The sequence below is a fragment of the Bacillus sp. FSL E2-8887 genome, from assembly GCF_038007205.1.
GTDB classification, from domain to species: domain Bacteria; phylum Bacillota; class Bacilli; order Bacillales; family Bacillaceae_G; genus Bacillus_A; species Bacillus_A mycoides.
Map to the genome: position 1 here is coordinate 4014249 of NZ_JBBOWS010000001.1, position 21680 is coordinate 4035928.

A 21680-nucleotide genomic window follows, 5' to 3' on the forward strand; every position below is an offset into this window, starting at 1 on the left:
TTTTAACCCGATATATTTTACCACAAAAAAGAGGGATATGCGACCCTTTTCGCTATCCCTCCCCATTTCACTGTTTTTTCGTAATGTATTTTTGCTTTAATGCATTATGTTCTTCTAATGTTTTCGCATAATACACTTCACCACTTGGTGCAGCTAAGAAATAATAATAATCTGTTTGCGCAGGATCTAACGCTGCTTCCACTGAATGTTTACCAGAGTTTGCAATCGGTCCAACCGGCAACCCTTTCACAACATACGTATTGTACGGTGAGTTTACTTTCAAGTCTTCGTATAATACACGTTGTTTATGCTTTCCAAGCGCGTATAATACCGTCGGATCCGTTTGAAGCGGCATGCCTTTCGCTAGACGATTATAGAAAACACTAGAGATTTTTTGGCGATCAGTAAAGCCAGTAGCCTCTTCTTCAATAAGTGAAGACAACGTGAGAAGTTGATGAACATCCCAGTTCTTCGCTTTCATTTTCGCCTCATTTTGAACAATAATTGCATTTGTTTTCTCAAGCATCGGGATTACAATTTCTTCTAATTCTGTATCCTTTTTATAGAAAGAATACGTTGCTGGATATAAGTATCCTTCTAGTGGATATTTAATGTTGCTATCAAAAATTTTATCTGTTAATAGCTTCGGATACTTTTGCTGCATTTTTTGAATAAATGCTTTATCGTTTAATTGACGCACAACATCATCTTTATTCCACTTTAATTCTGCCGCAATCACTTCAGCAATTTCAGTTACTTGTGCCCCTTCTTTAATCGTCACTTTATAAAGAGCCGGACGATGTACGTTGCCAGATGACATTTGTTCAATGACATCGTTAGCACTCATCGAAGGATTTAATAAATATGTACCTGCTTGTAAGCTTTTCGACTTAAATTTCGTATAAAAACTAAAAACTGTACTGCTTTTCACAGCACCTTTTTCTTCTAAAATCTCACCGATTTTACTTGTAGATGACCCCTTTGGAATCTCTACCTCAATCTCTTTTTTATTTCCACTATCAACTGGTCCTAATGCAGATGAAATATACGCATAGACTGATCCACAAACTAAAAGCAGTGCGATAATCGAAATTAAAAAAATACGTCTACGCTTCTTCTTCACTTGATTCTCTACCAAAATTCTTCCTCCTTATTCAATTGTAGACCGTATACACTTCCTCTATACAATGCCCTACAAACATAAAGCAAAACCAATCATTTCTAAATAATCGGTGACAGCTACTTATTTAAAGCCTTTTTTCATACAACCCGTCTTATTATACTATAAACAATTACGTAGTTTCGACAAAAAATCTGTCATGTTGCATATAAATACAAAAAAGGCGAACTGTGTACACAGTTCGCCTTTTTATCCATTACTATTCTTCTTCTTGCTCATCAGCAAGAGTGTTAAACATTTCTTGTACCATTTCCCACTCTTCTTCAGATTCAATTGAAAGTAATGTTCCGCCCTCTTCTTCACTTTGCTCATATGCCATTGCATCGAAGATTTGGTCTCCATCTTCGTCTACTTCACCGATTGGAGAGAAGACTACGTAAGATTTTTTGCCGAATTTTTCAGCATCAAAAGTGAAAATAATTTCACATAAATGTTCGTTTCCTTTTTCGTCTACAATTGTAATTTGATTTTCTTCCATTTTGGTCACCTCTTATTTACTATCTAAAAATCCTTGTAAGATCACGACTGCAGCCATCTTATCGATTACCTGTTTTCGCTTCTTACGGCTCACATCAGCTGAAATGAGCAGACGTTCCGCTGCCATCGTCGACAAACGCTCGTCCCACATTACAACTTCTAATTGTAACAGATTTCGCAGGTTTTCTGCAAATTGCTGGCACGCTTCACCACGAGGGCCGATTGTACCATTCATATTTTTAGGTAAACCTACTACTATTTTGTCCACATTGTACTGTTTTACCAACTCAGAAATACGGTCAAAACCAAAGTGGCCTCGTTCTTCGTTAATCCTGATTGTTTCCAGCCCTTGTGCTGTCCAGCCCATTTCATCGCTCATTGCAACACCGACTGTTTTAGTACCAACATCTAAACCTAATATCCGCATAAACTACTCCTCACGATGATGTTTCAAGTAAGACTTCACAAGCTCTTCAATTATCTCATCACGTTCAAGCTTGCGAACGATGCTTCGTGCATCTTTATGGCGAGGTATGTATGCTGGATCTCCACTTAATAAATAACCGACGATTTGGTTAATCGGATTATAACCTTTTTCTTGAAGTGCATCATACACAGTTAAAAGTACATCATTTACATGGACACTCTGTTTTTCATCTTGAATGCTAAACTTCATTGTCTTATCAAAACCGTCCATTTCAAGCACCTCACTTGTAAGTAGTAAGTATAGGGAGAAGAACTTCTCCTCTCCCTACCATTGTACACTACTATCTCTTTATTTTGAAACAGATTTAACGTACTCTTGTACAAACGCTAAAGCTTCCTCTACTTGCGCTGGGTTTTTACCGCCTGCTTGTGCCATATCAGGACGGCCACCACCGCCGCCTCCACAACGAGAAGCTACTTCTTTCACAAGTTTACCCGCATGGTAACCTTGACTAATTAAATCTTTCGTTACGCCAGCTAAAATGTTTACCTTATCGTCATTTACAGACGCTAATACAACAACTGCAGACTCTAATTTATTTTTAAGGTCATCCATCATTGTACGTAAGTTGTTCATATCTGCAACATTTACTTTCACCGCTAATACGTTCACGCCATCAACTGTCATTACTGAATCAGTTAAGTTTCCAGCTTCGATATTGCTTAATTTCGCAGCAAGAGATTCGTTTTCTTTTTGAAGTTGTTTTACTTCAGTAAATAAACCATCAACTCTTGTTAAAATATCTTTTGGATTTGTTTTCATTTTTCCTGCTGCTTCTTTTAATAAACCTACTTGATCGTTCATTAATTCGTATGCAGACTTACCAGTTACCGCCTCAATACGACGAGTTCCTGCACCGATACCAGACTCAGCAACGATTTTGAAAATACCAATAGAAGCTGTGTTATCAACGTGACAACCACCGCAAAGCTCTAAGCTGTAATCGCCTACTTGCACAACGCGTACAACATCGCCGTATTTTTCACCGAATAATGCCATTGCGCCCATTTCTTTCGCTTCTTCGATTGCTTTTTGAGAAATCGCAACATCAATACTTTCCCAAATTTTTTCGTTTACGATACGCTCAATTTTTTCTAATTCATCAGCTTGTACTTGACCGAAGTGAGAGAAGTCAAAACGTAAACGTTCAGATGTTACAAGAGAACCAGCTTGGTTAACATGCGTTCCAAGTATATCTTTTAATGCTTGGTGTAGTAAGTGAGTTGCTGTATGGTTTTTCACAACGCTACTACGGTTCTTTGTATCAATAACAGCTTTTACAGCCGCATCTTTCGTTAATGTACCTTCTTCCACAACTACTTTGTGTAAGTTTTGACCATTTGGTGCTTTTTGTACATCTTTTACAACAACTTTCACGCCGTCAGCAAGAAGGTAACCACGGTCTGCAATTTGCCCACCGCTCTCAGCGTAGAATGGCGTTACATCAAGCATTAATTGTCCTTCTTCACCTGCTTGTAAGCTATCTGTATACTCACCATTTTTCACAAGTGCAACAACGTTACTTTCTGTTGCAACTGTACCGTAACCAACGAATTCGCTCGCTACTTTAACTTCACCAAGTACACCGCCTTGAACTTGCATAGAATCAACGTCTTGACGAGCAGCACGTGCACGCTCACGTTGTTTCTCCATTTCATTTTCAAAGCCCGCTTGATCAACTGTCATACCAGCTTCTTCTGCATATTCTTCTGTTAATTCAATTGGGAAACCGTACGTGTCGTATAGGCGGAACGCATCTACGCCAGAAATAACAGTTGTTTTTTCTTCTTTCGCTTTTGCAATTACTTCAGCTAAAATTGATTCACCATCATGAAGTGTTTCATGGAAACGCTCTTCTTCATTCTTCACAACTTTTGCGATGAAATCTTTCTTTTCAAGTACTTCTGGATAGAAGTCTTTCATTACTTCTCCAACAACCGGTACTAATTCAAACATGAACGGACGGTTGATGTTTAATTTCTTAGAATAACGAACAGCACGGCGTAATAAACGACGTAATACATAACCACGGCCTTCGTTAGATGGAAGAGCACCGTCACCAACAGCGAATGTTACTGTACGGATATGGTCAGCAATTACTTTAAACGCCATATCTTTTTCTAAATCGCCATTACGATATTTCTCACCAGAAATTGATTCTGTTGCACCAATCATCGGCATGAATAGGTCTGTATCAAAGTTCGTAGGTACATCTTGAACGATAGATGTCATACGCTCTAGACCCATTCCTGTATCGATGTTTTTCTTAGGAAGTGGCGTATATGAACCGTCTGGATTATGGTTAAATTGAGAGAATACAAGGTTCCATACTTCTAAGTAACGCTCGTTTTCTCCGCCCGGATATAATTCTGGGTCACTAAAGTCATTACCGTAAGATTCACCGCGGTCATAGAAAATTTCTGTATTCGGTCCACTTGGTCCTTCACCGATATCCCAGAAGTTTTCTTCTAAACGGATGATGCGTTCTTTTGGAACACCCATTTTCTCATTCCAAATTGTGAATGCTTCTTCATCTTCCGGATGAATTGTAACAGATAGTAATTCTTTATCGAATCCGATCCATTTGTCGCTCGTTAGAAATTCCCAAGCCCAAGTAATTGCTTCTTCTTTGAAGTAATCACCGATTGAGAAGTTCCCTAACATTTCAAAGAATGTATGGTGACGAGCCGTTTTCCCAACGTTTTCAATATCGTTTGTACGAATTGATTTTTGTGCATTTGTAATACGTGGATTTTGTGGGATTACACGACCATCAAAATATTTCTTTAATGTCGCTACACCACTATTAATCCATAACAGAGATGGATCTTCATGAGGAACTAGTGATGCACTTGGTTCTACTGCATGTCCTTTTTCTTGGAAAAAGTCTAAAAACATTTGACGAATTTGTGCGCCTGTTAGTTGTTTCATTGTATTTTCCTCCTTAAATATAAAAAACTCCCGCCCCTAATAAAAGGGACGAGAGTTAACTCGCGATACCACCCTAATTATGAATTGATTATTATAACAATCAATTCATCACCTCATGGTGCCGTAACGTGGCAAGACGGCAGTGGTTAGCTGCTCTCAGGATTAGCTTTCTGTTACCCTTCATTTAAAGCTTCTTTCAGCCATTGGAAGCTTCTCTCTATAAATGGACTGTAACGTACTTGTTCCGTCATTGATTTAATGTATTATATGACTAAATATAATAGAATTCTCTTAAGTTTGTCAATGTAGATAATCATTTATATTGTATCAATTGCTTATTAATCATAGTTATTCTACTATTCATTCTTAACAGCCTTTAAATATATTATGCATTTATTACTAAATAGGAATCTTCTCTCAAAAAATACTTTATGCAAATTTCTAAATATTACATTATTTGTTATAATTAAATTATTAACAATAAAGGAGCGATTACAATGACAACCTTATTGAATCAAGCTAAAGAAATGTTAACAACTGATGAAAAAATCCTTTTTTATGCAGCATGCTCATTAAATATATTTATATATCGTTCCGTCGCAAGACCAGGACTGTTAATTTTAACGAACAAACGGCTCTTCTTTTATGGACCAGATGTAAGTAAGAACCCAATATTTGAAGAGTACTCTTTTGCAAACATTTCTAATCTACAAGAGCAAAAGCGTCTTTTCAGCAATCAAATTATATTTATGTACGATAATGAATGGAAAAAAATAAAACATATTCAAACAAATGATGTAAGCTCTCTCGTTCAACAAATACACGAGCAACTCTCTAAATAATGATAGCCCTCTACTTTTATAAGTAGAGGGCTATCATATTACACATCTTCTTTTTTCCAAAGAGGTCTCACATGAACGACCACTGTCCGAATGACCGCTAAAATAGGAACCGATATTAGTAATCCTACAATCCCCGCAACTTCTCCCCCTACTAGTAATGCAAACATAATGATCACAGGATGCATACGAAGCGACTTACCAACGATGTAAGGCGATAAAATGTTACTTTCCAAAAATTGCAAAATAGCAATTGTAATCCCCGCCTTAATGAGTAAACTCGTTGATACCGTTGCCGCAATCATCAACGTCGGAATCGCCCCTAAAATAGGACCAAAGTACGGGATTATATCCGTTACCCCAATAATAATGCCGAGCAGCAATGGATATTTCATACCGATAAACCAAAAAGAAAGAACAGATACTCCCCCTAATACTAAGCAAACAAATAACTGCCCTCGAATATAACTTCCGAGTGATTTATCAATTTCTTTCGCAAGCATTTGCCCCGTACTACGCCACTTACTCGGGACTAATTTCCAAAATATATGATAAAACTCACCGTAATCTTTTAATATGTAAAATACAATGAACGGAATTAAGAAAATAATGAGTAACGAATCCAGTACACCACGAGCTGTGCTCATGACTTTATTTAAAAGCGCTTGAATCTTCGTTTCTACACCACCAAAAATTTGTTTCACCTTTTCATGAATAAATGATGGGAAATTCGCTGTTTGTTCTGTAACTCCATCCATCCAAGAATCGTACATTTTTGTAAACTGCGGAAATTGTTCATTAATTTCTTGTAACTGTTTAATAACAACTGGCGTTCCTTTATAAATTCCATAGCCAATTCCGCCAAAGAAAAGAATATAAATGAGCAAAATAGCAAGTGTGCGTGGCATTCCTTCCTTATGGATTTTTTCAATTAAAGGGTGTAATAAATAAGCAATAAAACAAGCAATAAAGAACGGTGTGATCGCCACTTTAAATACAAAAATAATCGGTGCCCATAGTGGCTTAATTTTTAAAAAGACGAGCAAACAAAGAAAAACGAGTAACAATAATCCTAAACGATATATCCAAATGATTTTAAGATTCTTCACACGAAAAACCTCCTCCACCTTTATTTTGAAAATAAATAGGTTAGGTTATGTGCAAAAGTTTTAAAATCTTTTTATACAGACCATACTGTTTTTTAAAGACATACATATATTTAACATAATAAGGACAACCACCCCTGAAAATACAAAATGTCAAAATATAATCTGGAGGGCTCATAATGATCTTATTTATGCTTGCATTATCCGCACTTTTTATGCTTCTTGAATGGATTTGTATCGGGTTTGGTATTTGGAAAGGCTTCTTTATTCGTTCCTCACGAAAGGAAAGAGCTAAGCACTTATGGCATTATGGAATGCTTGGCGTTGGATGCTACGGTTTATCTTATCTCTTCTCTGAAATCGGACTTTTATATTTGCATACAAGCGCATAAAAAAACTCCCTTATCATAAAGGGAGTTTTTTACGCCTTATAAATAAGACTTAATCATCTTACGTGCTTTTTTCACATTGCGTTTTGAGAATACATCTTGTTTGCGAGCATATTGATACGCTGCAGCTCCAACACCTAATGCGATTAATGAATTGCGTAGATTCAAAGTAAATCCCCCTTTTCGTTATCCGATCGTTCTTTCATTATCATCAAATAAATCATCAAGAGAGCTTAATGAACCATCTTCCTCTACTTGATGTGTATGGATTTTCCCCTTTGAAACCGATAATTCGATATAACAATTCCAGCAATAAAATTGGTTGACACCTATTTTTCCGATGTCTTTCCCTTTGCAATTTGGACAACTGAACATATGGCTTTCATCTCCTTACAGTCTCCCAGATTCTATTCGCCATTATGTCCAAACTGCATTCATTTATACATTGCTAGAACCTTTCAACGTTATACGTTTGAAAGGTTCACTATATAATTTCACCTTGTTACATGAAATCATACGGTGAAATGTTTTCCACGTCCATTTCTTCACCATTAACCGTCACCATCTGCACTTCTCCTTGTGATTCTTGCAATCGGCCAGCTAAAGTCGTTTGACGCATTGCATCATCAAGGCGATTTACACCGGATTGAAACGCTGCTTCCTCCCCGCAAATAATAAGGAATTTCTTACTCCTTGTAATACCCGTGTAAATTAAATTACGACGTAACATACGGTAGTAACTCTTTACAATTGGCATAATAACTATTGGGAATTCACTACCTTGTGATTTATGAATCGAGCAGCAATAGGCATGCGTAATTTGATTTAAATCCGGCTTTGTATATGTTACTTCAATTCCATCAAATGAAACGATAATCATATCTTGTTGCTCGACATTTTCTTTCGCATAAAATACTGAAACAATTTCTCCAATATCACCATTAAACACTTGGCTTTCCGGCTGATTGACTAATTGAAGTACTTTATCACCTCTGCGGTATACAACGTCACCGTAGGCAATTTCTTTACTCTTTTCTTTTTTCGGATTAAACACTTCTTGAAGAGCTTCATTTAACACATTAATACCTGCTGGTCCGCGGTACATTGGTGCCAACACTTGTACATCTCTTGCACTAAAGCCTTTTGTCTTAGCATTTTCACAAACCTTTTTAACAACCTCAACAATTTGAGCACCTGCACAGCTGATAAATGAACGATCTTTTTTATTTTGTGCTAAATCTGGCGGAAGCGTTCCGTCCTTTATCGCATGGGCAAGTTGAATAACAGATGACCCTTCCGCTTGACGATAAATTTCTGTAAGCTTGACCGTTGGAACCGCACCTGCATTCAATAAATCTTTTAACACTTGTCCAGGTCCTACAGATGGCAACTGATCTTCATCACCTACAACGATAACTTGAATATTTGTCGGAAGTGACTTGAATAGCTGATTTGCAAGCCAAATATCTACCATTGAAAACTCATCAATAATAAGGAGCTTCCCTTGTACAGGGTCTGTTTCATTGCGCTGAAAAGATCCTTCTGGCGTCCATCCAAGCAGACGATGAATTGTGCAAGCTGGAAGTCCTGTCGATTCACTCATGCGCTTCGCCGCTCTTCCAGTTGGGGCCGTTAATAATATTGGAAATGGATTATCATCACTATATTCATTCGGATTTAATGATACTCCGTGAAGTGACGCATACATTTCAACAATTCCTTTAATAACTGTTGTTTTCCCCGTCCCTGGTCCACCTGTTAACAACATCATCGGCTTATGAAGTGCAGTTTGAACTGCTTCTTGCTGAAGCGGCGCATACTGTACCTTGAGCTGTTCTTCAATTTCTCCTAATGTTTTTAACACTTCTGCTTCAGGGAATGCAGGGGTTTCTTCTTGATTCATAAGACGACGAATTGACTTTACAACGCCTTTCTCAGAATAGAATAAAGAAGCTAAATACACTCGCTCTTCTTCTATAATGACTTTCCCTTCGCTTTGCATCATTTCAACGCAGCCTACAATATCTTCCTCAGTCACTCTGCCTTCTTGATTATTTAAAAGTGACATCGTTTCTCTTACAAGCTGACCTTTTTCCATATACACGTGACCGAGTTGTAATGAAATATTCTCTAACGTATAAAAACACCCTGCACGTACACGGTCGTCGTGATTGCCCGTTATTCCGATTGCACGCCCTATATCATCTGCTCTTCCAAATCCAATTCCGTCCACTTCTTCAATAAGTTTATACGGATTATTACGAATCACTTCTAATGTCATCTCTTTATATTGCTGATAAATTTTAATAGAAAGTTTTGTTCCAAAACCGTAACCATTTAAAAAACTCATCACTTTCTCGAGCCCTTGATGCTCAATAATCGTCTCATATATTTCCTGCGCTTTTTGCTTGTTTACAACACCACTTAACGCATCCGGATCATCCATAATTTTAGAAATCGCATGCTCACCAAGATGGTCCACGATTTTTTCGGCTGTACGCTTTCCAATCCCTTTAAATAAATCGCTCGCTAAATATTGCACCATACCTGCTTTTGTTTGTGGCAGTTCTTTTTTAAACGTTTCAACTAAATATTGTTTTCCATACTTTGGGTGGTCTTTAAAATGACCTGTTAATGTAAACACTTCATCTTCATGCATACGGGGAAAATGACCGTTTATCATTACTTTTTTTTCGTCGTATGTTTCATTCGTTTCAATGACTTTCATACTGACAACGGAATAGAGGTTTTCTTCGTTGTGGAAAATGGTATGAAGAACTTGCGCTTTTATAAATTTTTTTTCTTCCTCAAACAAATCCATTGCATGTTGATTTCCCATATTTCCTCTCCTTTCCGAGTTCTTTTCACTTTAATGAGCAGTACATCCCCCACCTCTTTCACAATCTTTAGATGAGGGGTAACTGCGCATTAAACTATAATTTCACTTTATTCAGCTTCTTGCTCTAATAAACGAATACCATTACCAGCTAAAAAGTGGTCTGCTTGAATTTCAGTCGCTTTCTTAAATAAAGTAAGAGCTTTCTCGTTATTCTCCTCGAATACGTACGCAACACCTAAATTATAATACGCATCTGCATGCTCTTCATCCATTTCTAACACCTTTTCAAAATAAGGTTTTGCCTCTTGAATATGTTCTAGTCGTGCGAAGCAAAGTCCGCATTGGAAAACAGCTTCTACATCGCCTTCATCTAATTCCGTCGCTCTTTGTAAAAATGGAAGTGCAAGACGATCATTTCCAAGTTGCACATGTGTGATACCTAACATAAATGTTACGTCAGCTGATTGTAATCCCACTTGCATCGCTTGTTCAAATACAGCCTTCGCCTCTGCAAATTGCTCTTGACCGTAATATACATTTCCTAAGCCATAATAAGCAGCAGCAGATTTACCATCTAATTCTAATGCACGTTTATAAAATACAATTGCTCGCTCACTATCACCTAATACATCTAATAAATTCGCAAAGTTAATGTATCCAAGCGCATCTTTCGGATTTTCTTCGATTGCTTCTGTGAAATTTTTAGCTGCTTCTTCCCAGTTTCCTTCTTGCATATATTTAATACCTGTTTCAAGTTTGTTTGACATATCCTTCACCTCTACAACAAATTATAACAAAGAATGTATTTTCCAAGCGAACGAAAATTCGCTTTATGTAAAAGAAACCTCTAACCGCTAATCGGCAGAGGCTTCTCGTGTTATCCTAAATAATCTAATTTCTTACCACTATGATATACTTCATCAATTGTAGCGCCGCCTAAGCACTCATCTCCATCATAGAAAACAACTGCTTGGCCTGGCGTAATCGCACGAATTGGCTCATCACAAAGAATACGAACTGTATTTTCATCAACGATTTGAACCGTTACTTTATTGTCTGCTTGACGATAACGGAATTTCGCTGTACACGTAAATTCTTTTTCCTTCGCTTTATTACTTACCCAGCCTACATTCGTAGCAATAACTTCATCACCATATAGAAGTTCGTTATGGAATCCTTGATCAACATATAAAATGTTTTCTTTCAAGTTTTTTCCCACAGCAAACCACGGATCACCATTACCACCAATACCAAGGCCATGACGTTGTCCAATTGTATAATACATTAAACCATCATGTTTCCCTTTCACTTCACCAGATAATGTTTGCATCACACCTGGTTGCGCCGGTAAATAGTTACTTAAGAAACCTTTAAAGTTACGCTCACCGATGAAGCAAATACCAGTACTATCTTTCTTCGCCGCTGTCGCTAAACCAGCTTCTGTCGCCATTTCGCGAATTTGTGGTTTCTTTAATTCACCTAATGGGAACATTGTTTTTGATAGTTGCTCTTGGCTTAATTGATTTAAGAAATATGTTTGATCTTTATTGTCATCAACGCCGCGAAGCATTTTATATTCGCCGTCCATATAAGCAACGCGTGCATAATGACCTGTTGCTACATAATCAGCACCAAGTGCAATTGCATGCTCTAAAAATGCTTTAAATTTAATTTCTTTGTTACACATTACATCTGGGTTTGGTGTACGACCAGCTCGGTACTCATCTAAAAAGTACGTAAATACTTTATCCCAGTATTGTTTTTCAAAGTTTACTGCATAATACGGAATGCCGATTTGGTTACACACTTCAATTACATCATTGTAATCTTCTGTTGCTGTGCAGACACCATTTGCATCTGTATCATCCCAGTTTTTCATAAAAATTCCGATTACATCATAACCCTGCTCTTTTAATAAAAGAGCTGCTACAGATGAATCGACGCCACCGGACATCCCGATGACAACGCGTGTTTCTTGAGGTAGTTTGTTCATCATGTCACCTCCCATGCTAATTTTGTGTTAATCGCTTCACGATTTTCACTGTTTCGTACGCCGCTTTTTCAATTTGCTCTTTCGTATTTCCAAGTCCGAAACTAAAGCGTACGGATGAACGTATTTGATCGGAGTCTTTTCCGAACATCGCCACTAATACATGTGATGGATCAATCGAACCAGCTGTACAAGCAGAGCCACTTGATACTGCAATACCAGCTAAGTCTAGGTTTACAAGAAACGGTTCAATATTCATTCCTGTAAAACTTATATTAAACACATGTGGTAAGCGATATTCCAAGTCTCCGTTTACCTCGAAATGAATGTCCTCATTTTTGAAGACAGATACCATTATATCTTTAAACTCTTCATATTGGGCATTTTTTTGCTCACGAGTTTTTTCAGCTAGCGAAACTGCATGTTGAAGTCCAACAATACTAGGTATATTTTCAGTACCAGCACGACGTTTTCTTTCTTGCTCTCCGCCTATTAATAACGGTTCAAATTTCACATTTGCACCAGCATATAGGAACCCTACACCTTTTGGGCCGTTAATTTTGTGAGCGGAAATCGATAATAAATCAATACCAAACTCTTTCACATCTATTTCTATTAAACCGTAAGCTTGTACAGCATCTGTGTGGAAATAAGCTTGATGCTCTTTTAACAACTTACCTATTTCCACAATTGGTTGTATTGTCCCTACTTCATTATTCCCGAACATAATAGATACAAGAATCGTCTCTTCCGTTAGTGCCTTTTGTATGTCAGAAACTTGAACACGCCCTGTTTCATCAACAGGTAAATACGTCACTTCAAATCCTTCACGCTCTAACAATTCACACGTATGCAAAATCGCATGATGTTCAATTTGCGTTGTAATAATATGGTTACCTTTATGACGATTCGCGCGCGCTACACCTATAAGTGCTAAATTATCAGCTTCTGTACCACCGCTCGTGAATATAATTTCATTTGGACTCGCGTGAATGCTACGTGCACACACACGTCTCGCCTCATCTACCGCATGGCGCGTTTGACGCCCATAAAAGTGAATACTAGACGGGTTTCCAAATGTTTCTGTCATATATGGAATCATCTTTTCGACCACTTCTGGGTGAGTCGGAGATGTCGCAGCATGATCTAAGTAAATGCGTTCCATTAAATCTCCTTCTTTCCAAATCGTTTCACAAGGAATTAAATGTAAAACATATAGCCCCCGTGATTTTCTTCCTCATAACGTACTAAATCTTCTAAAGTTGTACTATCTAATACTTCTTGCACCGCATCACGAACACGCATCCATAATTGGCGTTGTGCTGGTTCTTCTTCTTCTATCATTTCTACAACACTAATTGGACCCTCTAGTACACGGATTACATCTCCAGCTGTAATGTTGACTGGCTGATCAGATAATACATATCCACCATATGCACCACGCGTACTCTTTACAAGACGAGCGTTACGAAGTGGTGAAATTAATTGCTCTAAGTAATGCTCAGATAGGTCATGCGCCTGCGCAATTGATTTTAATGAAATTGGGCCTTCACCAAACTTTTTTGCAAGGTCGATCATAATTGTTAAGCCGTAGCGGCCTTTCGTTGAAATCTTCATCTATTTGCACCTCATTTCAAATTTTCACTTCTATTGGTTATATCTTATTTATAAAAGAACACAATTTAAAATCCTATGAAATTATAGCATAATATAGTATTATAAGAAATTTCAACTTGTGTATCAAAATGATAACATAAAATCACATTGAAAAACTCGGAAATTATTACAATTGAAAGAAAAATGAAAATATTATCCTTCGTTTTTCCCATAAAACAGCATCCTATTTCAAATTTCATCAAAAAAAATGATACGATAGAATGAGATTATACATTAAGGGAGAGGGTCAAATGAAACAACCACTCGCACATCGAATGCGCCCTACAAATATTCAAGAAATTATCGGACAACAGCATTTAGTTGGTGAAGGCAAGATTTTATGGCGAATGGTCCAAGCAAATCATTTTCAATCAATGATTTTATACGGTCCTCCAGGCACAGGAAAAACATCAATCGCCAGCGCAATTGCAGGAAGTACTGGAACCCTGTTTCGCCTCTTAAACGCTGTTACTCATAATAAAAAAGATATGGAAGTTGTCGTACAAGAAGCGAAGATGCATCGGCACCTCGTTTTAATTTTGGATGAAGTTCATAGGCTAGATAAAGCGAAGCAAGACTTTCTATTACCCCATTTAGAAAGCGGACTTCTTACTTTAATTGGTGCAACGACAAGCAATCCGTTCCATGCTATTAATTCTGCTATTCGAAGTCGTTGTCAAATCTTCGAATTACACGCATTAACAGAAGATGATATTTTAATTGGCTTAAAACGAGCGCTTGAAGATAAAGAAAAAGGGCTTGGGGAATATGATGTAACTGTTACGGATGAAGCATTACATCACTTTGCAAATGCGTCAGGCGGAGATATGCGCTCAGCTTATAATGCACTTGAACTAGCTGTTTTATCTAGCTTTACAACTGACGACAAAGCCGTGGAAATCACACTTGAAATCGCAGAAGAATGCTTACAGAAAAAGAGTTTCGTTCACGACAAAGGTGGCGATGCTCACTATGACGTTTTATCTGCTTTTCAAAAATCAGTACGCGGAAGTGATGTGAACGCCGCACTTCATTATTTAGCACGTCTTATTGAAGCTGGTGACTTACAAAGCATCGGTAGACGTCTGCTTATTATGGCATATGAAGATATCGGACTTGCTAGCCCACAAGCTGGACAACGTACACTTGCAGCGATTGAATCAGCTGAACGGGTCGGCTTCCCAGAGGCACGCATACCACTTGCAAATGCTGTTATTGAACTTTGTCTATCACCGAAATCAAACTCGGCCTATAAAGCACTCGATGCCGCACTACACGATTTACGTAATGGCCAAACAGGCGATATTCCAAGTCATTTAAAAGATAGTCATTATAAAGGAGCCGAATCGTTAGGAAGAGGCATCGGATACTTATATCCACACGATCACCCAAACGGTTGGGTACAACAACAATACTTACCTGATAAAATTAAAAACAAGCAATATTATAAACCGAAAACGACAGGAAAATTTGAACAAGCACTTTCTACTGTTTATGAAAGATTACAAAGTTCGCATAAAACGAAGAATAAAGGGTAATATAAGCGAAAACGTCACCATTACGGAGGGTTCGCTTATGAAAACACGTCAAGATGCATGGACAAAAGAAGACGATCTCCTTTTAGCAGAAACTGTTTTACGACATATTCGCAGCGGAAGTACACAAATAAAAGCATTCGATGAAGTTGGTGATACATTAAACCGAACTTCAGCAGCTTGTGGCTTTAGATGGAATGCTGAAGTAAGACCATATTATGAAGATGCGGTGCAAATCGCAAAAAAACAACGTAAAGAATTAAAGCGTTCGGAAGCTAAAATAGAAAAAGAGCAGTTCACACAAACTCGGCAGCTCGTAATCGATGCCGAGTTTTCAGAAGATATTGTCCCAAATAAACAAGATCTTACAATGCAAAATGTCATCTCATTTTTGCAAAACTTGGAGCACAATAACCCTTCACTCGCAAAGTTACAAACTGAAAATGACGTATTACAAGATCAGCTCACTTCCCTGCAAAAAATGAATAATGAACTTGAAGCAAAATTAGCTGTTCTCACAAAAAAACAACAAGCAATCGAAGAAGATTATGCAATGCTTGTTAGAATTATGGATCGTGCTCGAAAACTTGTTTCAGTTGAAGAACAAGAAGAACAGATCGCTCCAATTTTCAAAACCGATCAAAATGGAAATTTAGATATTATATATTCTGCAGAAAACTAAAAACAGGGATGCCACTTTTTCAACTAAGTGACATCCCTGTTTATTTTCCCTTAGTGAAAAAGCACCACAGTAAATGAAATTATATTAACGATTCGACATCGATATTTCTTTAAAACATACAAAAAGCATATATCCTAAACGATATATGCTTCCTTTTTATTCTTGCCCTACACGCTTGACTTCTACGTTTTTAATACGCTCACGTACAACGTGACTTGCCATAATTAAACCAGCCACAGATGGTACGAACGCATTTGATGAAGGTGGTAATTTCGCTTTACGAATTTTTGCATTTTCGTCTGGTACGATTTCTTTACGTACTTCTTCACGAATTACGATTGGGTTTTCGTCAGAGAAGACAACTTTTACACCTTTTTTAATACCATCTTTACGAAGCTTCGTACGAATTACTTTCGCAATTGGATCTGTATGTGTTTTAGAAATGTCCGCAATACGGAAACGAGTTGGGTCCATTTTATTTGCCGCACCCATACATGAGATAATTTTGATTTTACGACGTAAACATTGTTTAATTAAATGAATTTTGAACGTAATCGTATCAGATGCATCTACTACGAAATCTAAACCGTGTTTAAAGAACTCTTCATATGTTTCATCTGTATAAAACATCTCTAGTCCAATTACTTCACACTCTGGATTAATATCTGCAATACGCTCTTTCATTAATTCTACTTTTGAACGTCCTACAGTAGATACTAACGCGTGAATTTGACGGTTTACGTTTGTAATATCTACAACATCTTTGTCAACTAATACAAGACGTCCTACGCCAGAACGTGCTAACGCTTCTGCCGAAAATGATCCTACGCCGCCAATACCTAAAATACCGACTGTACTATTTTTTAATATTTCAAGGCCTTCTTTTCCAAAGGCTAATTCATTACGTGAAAATTGATGTAACATTCAGCTCTACACTCCTATTACAAAAATGGTCTACCATGTATTCTAGCGTTTTTCCGACTATTTGTATAGAAAAAGTTATATAATTCCTAAAAATACGTATTTCAAACAAGGAAAAAATAATGTAAAACCGGACCTTTTTCTTACGTATACGTTTAAAAAGGAGGATTTAGAGAACCTAGCAGATTGAGGCACGTATGCTAGGAGGAGCGCAGTGTAGGAGTACTACTCGAGCACCGGACTAGCATACGTAACGATGAGATGCGACAGTTATCTGAACCGGACTTTTTAAACTTCCCTTCAAAAAAAGCCTAGACGGCTATAGTATAACCATCTAGACTCTATTCTTACTTCTCTTCTTTCAAGCTCAATTTTAAGCTTAGCTCTTCAAGCTGAGCTTCTGCAACTGGGCTTGGCGCTTCTGTTAATAAGCAGCTTGCGCTTGCTGTTTTCGGGAATGCAATTGTATCACGAAGGTTCGTACGACCTGCAAGTAACATAACAAGACGGTCTAAACCTAATGCGATTCCGCCGTGTGGTGGTGTACCGTATTCGAATGCTTCTAATAAGAATCCGAATTGTTCTTGTGCTTCTTCTTGTGAGAATCCAAGTGCTTTGAACATTTTTTCTTGTACGTCACGCTCGTAAATACGAAGTGATCCACCACCAAGCTCATAACCGTTTAATACAAGGTCATATGCTTGTGCACGTGCTTTTTCTGGTGCTGTTTCTAATAACTCAACGTCTTCACGGAATGGCATTGTGAATGGGTGGTGAGCTGCGAAGTAACGATCTGCATCTTCATCGTACTCAAGAAGTGGCCAATCAGTTACCCATAGGAAGTTAAATTTACTTTCGTCAATTAACTCAAGTTCTTTACCTAGACGTAAACGAAGTGCACCTAAGCTATCTGCAACAACACTTTTCTTATCTGCTACGAATAGTAATAAGTCACCAGCATCCGCTTCTAATGTACTCATTAACACGTTTGCCTCTTCTTCACCGAAGAATTTCGCAATCGGTCCTTTTAAGCCGTCTTCTTCAACTTTAAGCCAAGCTAGACCTTTTGCACCGTATACTTTGGCGAATTCAGTTAATGCATCGATGTCTTTACGAGAGTATTTGCTCGCTGCACCTTTTGCGTTAATCGCTTTTACTTGTCCGCCGTTTTCTACAGCACTTGTAAATACTTTAAATCCACAACCTACTGCAAATTCAGATAGGTCTTTTAGTTCCATTTCAAAGCGTGTATCCGGCTTATCAGAACCAAAGCGAGCCATTGCATCAGCATATTTCATACGAGGGAATGGTGCACTAACTTCTACACCTTTTGCATCCTTCATGACTTTCGTCATCATACGCTCCATCATTTCTAAAATTTCATCTTGTGTTAAGAATGATGCCTCGATATCAATTTGCGTGAATTCCGGTTGACGGTCCGCACGTAAATCTTCATCACGGAAACAACGTGCTACTTGATAGTAACGCTCAAATCCACCGACCATAAGAAGCTGTTTAAATAGCTGCGGAGATTGAGGTAATGCATAAAATTCACCATCATGCACACGGCTTGGTACTAAATAGTCGCGAGCTCCTTCTGGCGTGCTCTTCGTTAAAATTGGTGTTTCAACTTCTAAGAACTCTTCTGTATCCAAGAAGTTACGAATTGTTTTCGTTACGTCATGACGCATTTTGAATGTGTTGAACATTGCAGGACGACGTAAGTCTAAGTAACGATATTTTAAACGCACATCTTCTGATGCATCTGTATCATCAGCAATAATGATTGGCGTTGTTTTCGCTGCGTTTAATACATTTACTTTCGATGCTTGTACTTCAATACGACCAGTTGCCATATTATCATTAATTGCGCCTTCACCACGTTCAACAACTGTACCTTCTACGTGCAATACGTATTCGCTACGAATCGTTTCTGCTACTTCTAACGCTTCTTTTGATGTTTCTGGATTAAATACAACTTGTACGATACCTGTACGGTCACGTAAGTCGATAAAGATTAATCCGCCTAAATCACGGCGTTTTTGTACCCAACCTTTTAATTGAACTGTTTGTCCAACCGCTTCTACTGTTACTTTTCCGCATGCATGTGTTCTTTCAGCCACTTTAAGTTCCCCCTATATTAATTTCTCTGCTACATATGAAGCAAATACATCTAACGCTACTTCTTCTTGTCCGCCTGTTGCCATATCTTTTAAGTTAATGATGCCTTTATCTAGCTCATCTTCCCCTAATACAGCTACGTATTTCGCATTTAAACGATCTGCAGATTTAAATTGTGCTTTCATTTTGCGATCTAAATAATCTTTTTCAACTGATAATCCAGCTTTACGAAGATCGAACGCAACTTTTGCAGCACGGTCTTTCGCTTTTTCACCAAGTGCTACAACGTAACAATCAATACTATGTTCAATTGGTAACTCAATATTTTCAGCCTTCAGCGCCATAATTAAACGCTCAATACTCATCGCAAAACCGATACCTGGCATTTCCGGTCCACCGATTTCTTGTACAAGTCCGTTATAACGGCCACCGCCACTTAATGTTGTGATAGCACCGAAACCTTCTGCCTCACTCATAATTTCAAAAACAGTGTGTTGGTAGTAATCTAAACCACGTACTAAATTCGGATCTTTCTCAAATGGAACATCCATCATCGTTAGTAGTTCTTGTACTTTGTCGTAGTATACTGCTGAATCTTCGTTTAAGTATTCTGTAATAGATGGTGCCGTGCTCATTAATTCATGATTACGGTCCTTCTTACAGTCTAAAATACGAAGAGGGTTTTTTTCTAAGCGAGATTGGCAATCAGAACAGAATTCTCCGATGCGCGGCTCAAAGTGAGCAATTAACGCATCACGGTGCGCTTGACGACTCGCTGCATCACCTAAGCTATTTAATACAACTTTAATATTTTTTAAGCCCATGCCGCGGTAAAACTCTACAGCAAGTGCAATTACTTCTGCATCAATTGCTGGATCGTTACTACCAATTGCTTCAATACCGAATTGTACGAATTGACGATAGCGACCTGCTTGTGGTCTTTCGTAACGGAACATTTGACCGATATAGTATAATTTCGTTGGTTGTGTTGCATCACCGAACATTTTGTTTTCAACGTAAGAACGTACAACAGGTGCAGTACCTTCTGGACGTAATGTTAAACTACGCTCTCCACGGTCTTGGAATGAATACATTTCTTTTTGTACGATATCTGTCGTATCACCAACACCACGTAAAAATAGCTCTGTATGCTCAAAAATTGGTGTACGAATTTCTTTATAATTGTAACGACGGCAAATGTCGCGCGCTTGCCCTTCGATATACTGCCATAACTCAACACTACCTGGAAGAATATCTTGCGTTCCGCGTGGGATTTGAATAGACATATTCAGTTCCTCCTCAAATTGTTTTAATCTTAATAAAAATAAAAAAACTCCCGCCTCTACTGTTTGAACAGTAGGGACGAGAGTATTATACCCGTGGTGCCACCCTAATTGAAGCACGTATGCTTCCACTTTTTTAATAACGCTTAAATTTGCGTTCATCTCTACTAAGCGTATAAGCCTTTCAAGTTGAAACCTACAGAGTGTCATTCAATCAGTCATCATGTAGAAATGTTTTCAGCCTAGGACATTTCTTCTCTTTCCATGTGTATCTCATTTACTCTCCTCTATCAACGGCTATATTCATATGTAAATATAAAATTACTATACGTTTGTTGAGTAGGATTGTCAAGTGCTCTAAGAGCGCTCAATTTGCTTCTTTAGGCGCTTTACATCTTGTAGTGAAATTCCAAACTCAGAAGCAAGCTCCATTGAAGTATTGTTTTGTTCTTTTGAAATAAAATCATGAAAATTTACGTTAAACAGTTGATTTGCACCATTTGTAACAGAATGCCCTTTTTCATTCATACGCATACGTATATCCCTCACATTCAATATAGATGTTTTACTTTTTATTGTTCCATATTGATGAAAGAGTTATACATAACCGAAACAGCTATTGATTCCAAATAAAGTGAAACTTTAATGAATAGGGGTTTTGTCCATCGCCACTCATTATTAGCCCTCACTAATCAGGCTTTTACGAGCAGTGGATCTCCCACAAATAGCGGGATAAATGAACAAAACATACAACAATGTATGAAAAAAGAGAGGACCTATAATCCTCTCTTCTTCGGCAACACTATTTACTTTCTACAATTAAGGTCACCGGACCATCATTGATTAAAGAAACGTCCATCATTGCTCCGAACTGTCCTGTCTCCACATGCAGTCCTTGTTTACGAACTTCTTCATTAAAGAAATCATATAAATGTTCTGCATAATCAGGTTTCGCAGCATCCATAAAGTTTGGACGTCTTCCTTTACGGCAATCTCCGTATAATGTAAATTGCGAAATAGATAGAACTTGTCCCTTCATATCAAGTACAGAGTGGTTCATCTTTCCGCTCTCATCTTCAAAAATACGTAGGTTTGCAATTTTTTCTGCGATATAAGTTGCATCTTTTTCTGTATCTTCATGCGTAATGCCAACTAGTAATGTTAAACCGAATGGAATTTGTCCTACAATCTCGCCATCTACTGTGACAGACGCTTCCTTTGATCGTTGTAAAACAACTCTCATC

General features: G+C 37.8%; 22 protein-coding genes and 2 other annotated features. Of the genes, 4 read left to right on the forward strand and 18 right to left on the reverse strand.

The genetic code is table 11. From position 1 onward, the window contains the following. Nucleotides 1-67 precede the first annotated feature (67 nt). From mltG to alaS, 5 genes are all read right to left on the reverse strand, one after another. On the reverse strand, nt 68-1138 hold the full coding sequence (gene mltG / locus NSQ08_RS20615) for an endolytic transglycosylase MltG (RefSeq protein ID WP_002034113.1): 1071 nt from the start codon (nt 1136-1138) through the stop codon (nt 68-70). Between the two features lie 241 nt (nt 1139-1379). Continuing rightward, complete coding sequence (locus NSQ08_RS20620) at nt 1380-1658, reverse strand: DUF1292 domain-containing protein (protein ID WP_002034112.1); 279 nt, start codon at nt 1656-1658, stop codon at nt 1380-1382. Nucleotides 1659-1670: 12 nt separating this feature from the next. Further along, the gene (ruvX, locus tag NSQ08_RS20625; RefSeq protein ID WP_001221204.1) at nt 1671-2084 is read right to left on the reverse strand and encodes a Holliday junction resolvase RuvX; all 414 of its coding nucleotides are present in this window, start codon (nt 2082-2084) and stop codon (nt 1671-1673) included. Nucleotides 2085-2087: 3 nt separating this feature from the next. Continuing rightward, nucleotides 2088-2354 carry an IreB family regulatory phosphoprotein gene (locus tag NSQ08_RS20630; protein ID WP_000348591.1) on the reverse strand — a complete coding sequence of 89 codons (267 nt, stop codon included), beginning with the start codon at nt 2352-2354 and terminating at the stop codon, nt 2088-2090. A gap of 78 nt (nt 2355-2432) precedes the next feature. Beyond that, complete coding sequence (gene alaS / locus NSQ08_RS20635; RefSeq protein WP_340778533.1) at nt 2433-5075, reverse strand: alanine--tRNA ligase; 2643 nt, start codon at nt 5073-5075, stop codon at nt 2433-2435. Between the two features lie 41 nt (nt 5076-5116). Then, nucleotides 5117-5335, reverse strand: a binding site (T-box leader). A 237-nt stretch (nt 5336-5572) separates the two neighbouring features. On the opposite strand from alaS, the gene NSQ08_RS20640 reads away from it, so the two are divergent. Then, on the forward strand, nt 5573-5917 hold the full coding sequence (locus NSQ08_RS20640; protein WP_002034108.1) for a PH domain-containing protein: 345 nt from the start codon (nt 5573-5575) through the stop codon (nt 5915-5917). Between the two features lie 38 nt (nt 5918-5955). On the opposite strand, the gene NSQ08_RS20645 is transcribed toward NSQ08_RS20640, so the two are convergent. Beyond that, a complete protein-coding gene (locus tag NSQ08_RS20645; RefSeq protein WP_002129216.1) occupies nt 5956-7023 on the reverse strand; it encodes an AI-2E family transporter in 1068 nt (355 codons plus the stop codon). A 176-nt stretch (nt 7024-7199) separates the two neighbouring features. Between NSQ08_RS20645 and NSQ08_RS20650 the strand changes: the two genes are divergently transcribed. Next, complete coding sequence (locus NSQ08_RS20650) at nt 7200-7412, forward strand: hypothetical protein (RefSeq protein ID WP_002015285.1); 213 nt, start codon at nt 7200-7202, stop codon at nt 7410-7412. A 36-nt stretch (nt 7413-7448) separates the two neighbouring features. Here the strand turns inward: NSQ08_RS20650 and NSQ08_RS20655 are convergent, their stop codons facing one another. The 7 genes from NSQ08_RS20655 to cymR all read right to left on the reverse strand — a co-directional run bounded on the left by NSQ08_RS20655 (nt 7449) and on the right by cymR (nt 13855). After that, nucleotides 7449-7577, reverse strand: a complete 129-nt coding sequence (locus tag NSQ08_RS20655) for a YrzQ family protein (RefSeq protein WP_002015286.1) — start codon at nt 7575-7577, stop codon at nt 7449-7451. An 18-nt stretch (nt 7578-7595) separates the two neighbouring features. Next, a complete protein-coding gene (locus tag NSQ08_RS20660) occupies nt 7596-7784 on the reverse strand; it encodes a hypothetical protein (RefSeq protein WP_002015288.1) in 189 nt (62 codons plus the stop codon). Nucleotides 7785-7911: 127 nt separating this feature from the next. After that, entirely contained in the window at nt 7912-10248 is a 2337-nt protein-coding gene (recD2, locus tag NSQ08_RS20665; RefSeq protein WP_002034106.1) for an SF1B family DNA helicase RecD2, read from the reverse strand. Nucleotides 10249-10355: 107 nt separating this feature from the next. Then, the gene (locus NSQ08_RS20670; RefSeq protein WP_002143220.1) at nt 10356-11015 is read right to left on the reverse strand and encodes a tetratricopeptide repeat protein; all 660 of its coding nucleotides are present in this window, start codon (nt 11013-11015) and stop codon (nt 10356-10358) included. A 110-nt stretch (nt 11016-11125) separates the two neighbouring features. Further along, the gene (gene mnmA / locus NSQ08_RS20675) at nt 11126-12241 is read right to left on the reverse strand and encodes a tRNA 2-thiouridine(34) synthase MnmA (protein ID WP_033709440.1); all 1116 of its coding nucleotides are present in this window, start codon (nt 12239-12241) and stop codon (nt 11126-11128) included. A gap of 16 nt (nt 12242-12257) precedes the next feature. Continuing rightward, nucleotides 12258-13403: a cysteine desulfurase family protein gene (locus tag NSQ08_RS20680; RefSeq protein ID WP_002143221.1), complete on the reverse strand. Its 1146-nt coding sequence runs from the start codon at nt 13401-13403 to the stop codon at nt 12258-12260. A gap of 35 nt (nt 13404-13438) precedes the next feature. Beyond that, the gene (gene cymR, locus NSQ08_RS20685) at nt 13439-13855 is read right to left on the reverse strand and encodes a cysteine metabolism transcriptional regulator CymR (RefSeq protein WP_000704117.1); all 417 of its coding nucleotides are present in this window, start codon (nt 13853-13855) and stop codon (nt 13439-13441) included. Nucleotides 13856-14145: 290 nt separating this feature from the next. Between cymR and NSQ08_RS20690 the strand changes: the two genes are divergently transcribed. Together NSQ08_RS20690 and NSQ08_RS20695 are read left to right on the forward strand one after the other, a co-directional pair. Further along, nucleotides 14146-15432, forward strand: coding sequence for a replication-associated recombination protein A (locus NSQ08_RS20690; RefSeq protein WP_002015295.1), 1287 nt, complete (start codon nt 14146-14148; stop codon nt 15430-15432). 37 nt (nt 15433-15469) lie between these two features. Beyond that, the gene (locus tag NSQ08_RS20695) at nt 15470-16111 is read left to right on the forward strand and encodes an RsfA family transcriptional regulator (protein WP_002034101.1); all 642 of its coding nucleotides are present in this window, start codon (nt 15470-15472) and stop codon (nt 16109-16111) included. A 156-nt stretch (nt 16112-16267) separates the two neighbouring features. Here NSQ08_RS20695 and NSQ08_RS20700 read toward each other — a convergent pair whose 3' ends face one another. The 5 genes from NSQ08_RS20700 to NSQ08_RS20720 form a co-directional block, all read right to left on the reverse strand. Then, on the reverse strand, nt 16268-17035 hold the full coding sequence (locus tag NSQ08_RS20700; protein WP_000903181.1) for a tRNA threonylcarbamoyladenosine dehydratase: 768 nt from the start codon (nt 17033-17035) through the stop codon (nt 16268-16270). A gap of 344 nt (nt 17036-17379) precedes the next feature. Beyond that, on the reverse strand, nt 17380-19155 hold the full coding sequence (gene aspS / locus NSQ08_RS20705; protein ID WP_002015297.1) for an aspartate--tRNA ligase: 1776 nt from the start codon (nt 19153-19155) through the stop codon (nt 17380-17382). Between the two features lie 12 nt (nt 19156-19167). Next, complete coding sequence (gene hisS / locus NSQ08_RS20710) at nt 19168-20439, reverse strand: histidine--tRNA ligase (protein ID WP_012261743.1); 1272 nt, start codon at nt 20437-20439, stop codon at nt 19168-19170. A gap of 69 nt (nt 20440-20508) precedes the next feature. Next, nucleotides 20509-20739, reverse strand: a binding site (T-box leader). A 54-nt stretch (nt 20740-20793) separates the two neighbouring features. Next, the gene (locus tag NSQ08_RS20715) at nt 20794-20970 is read right to left on the reverse strand and encodes a hypothetical protein (protein ID WP_001242605.1); all 177 of its coding nucleotides are present in this window, start codon (nt 20968-20970) and stop codon (nt 20794-20796) included. Between the two features lie 268 nt (nt 20971-21238). Further along, nucleotides 21239-21679 (reverse strand): D-tyrosyl-tRNA(Tyr) deacylase, encoded by a 441-nt coding sequence (locus NSQ08_RS20720; protein ID WP_002015302.1) that lies wholly within the window; start codon nt 21677-21679, stop codon nt 21239-21241. Between the last annotated feature and the right edge of the window lies 1 nt (nt 21680).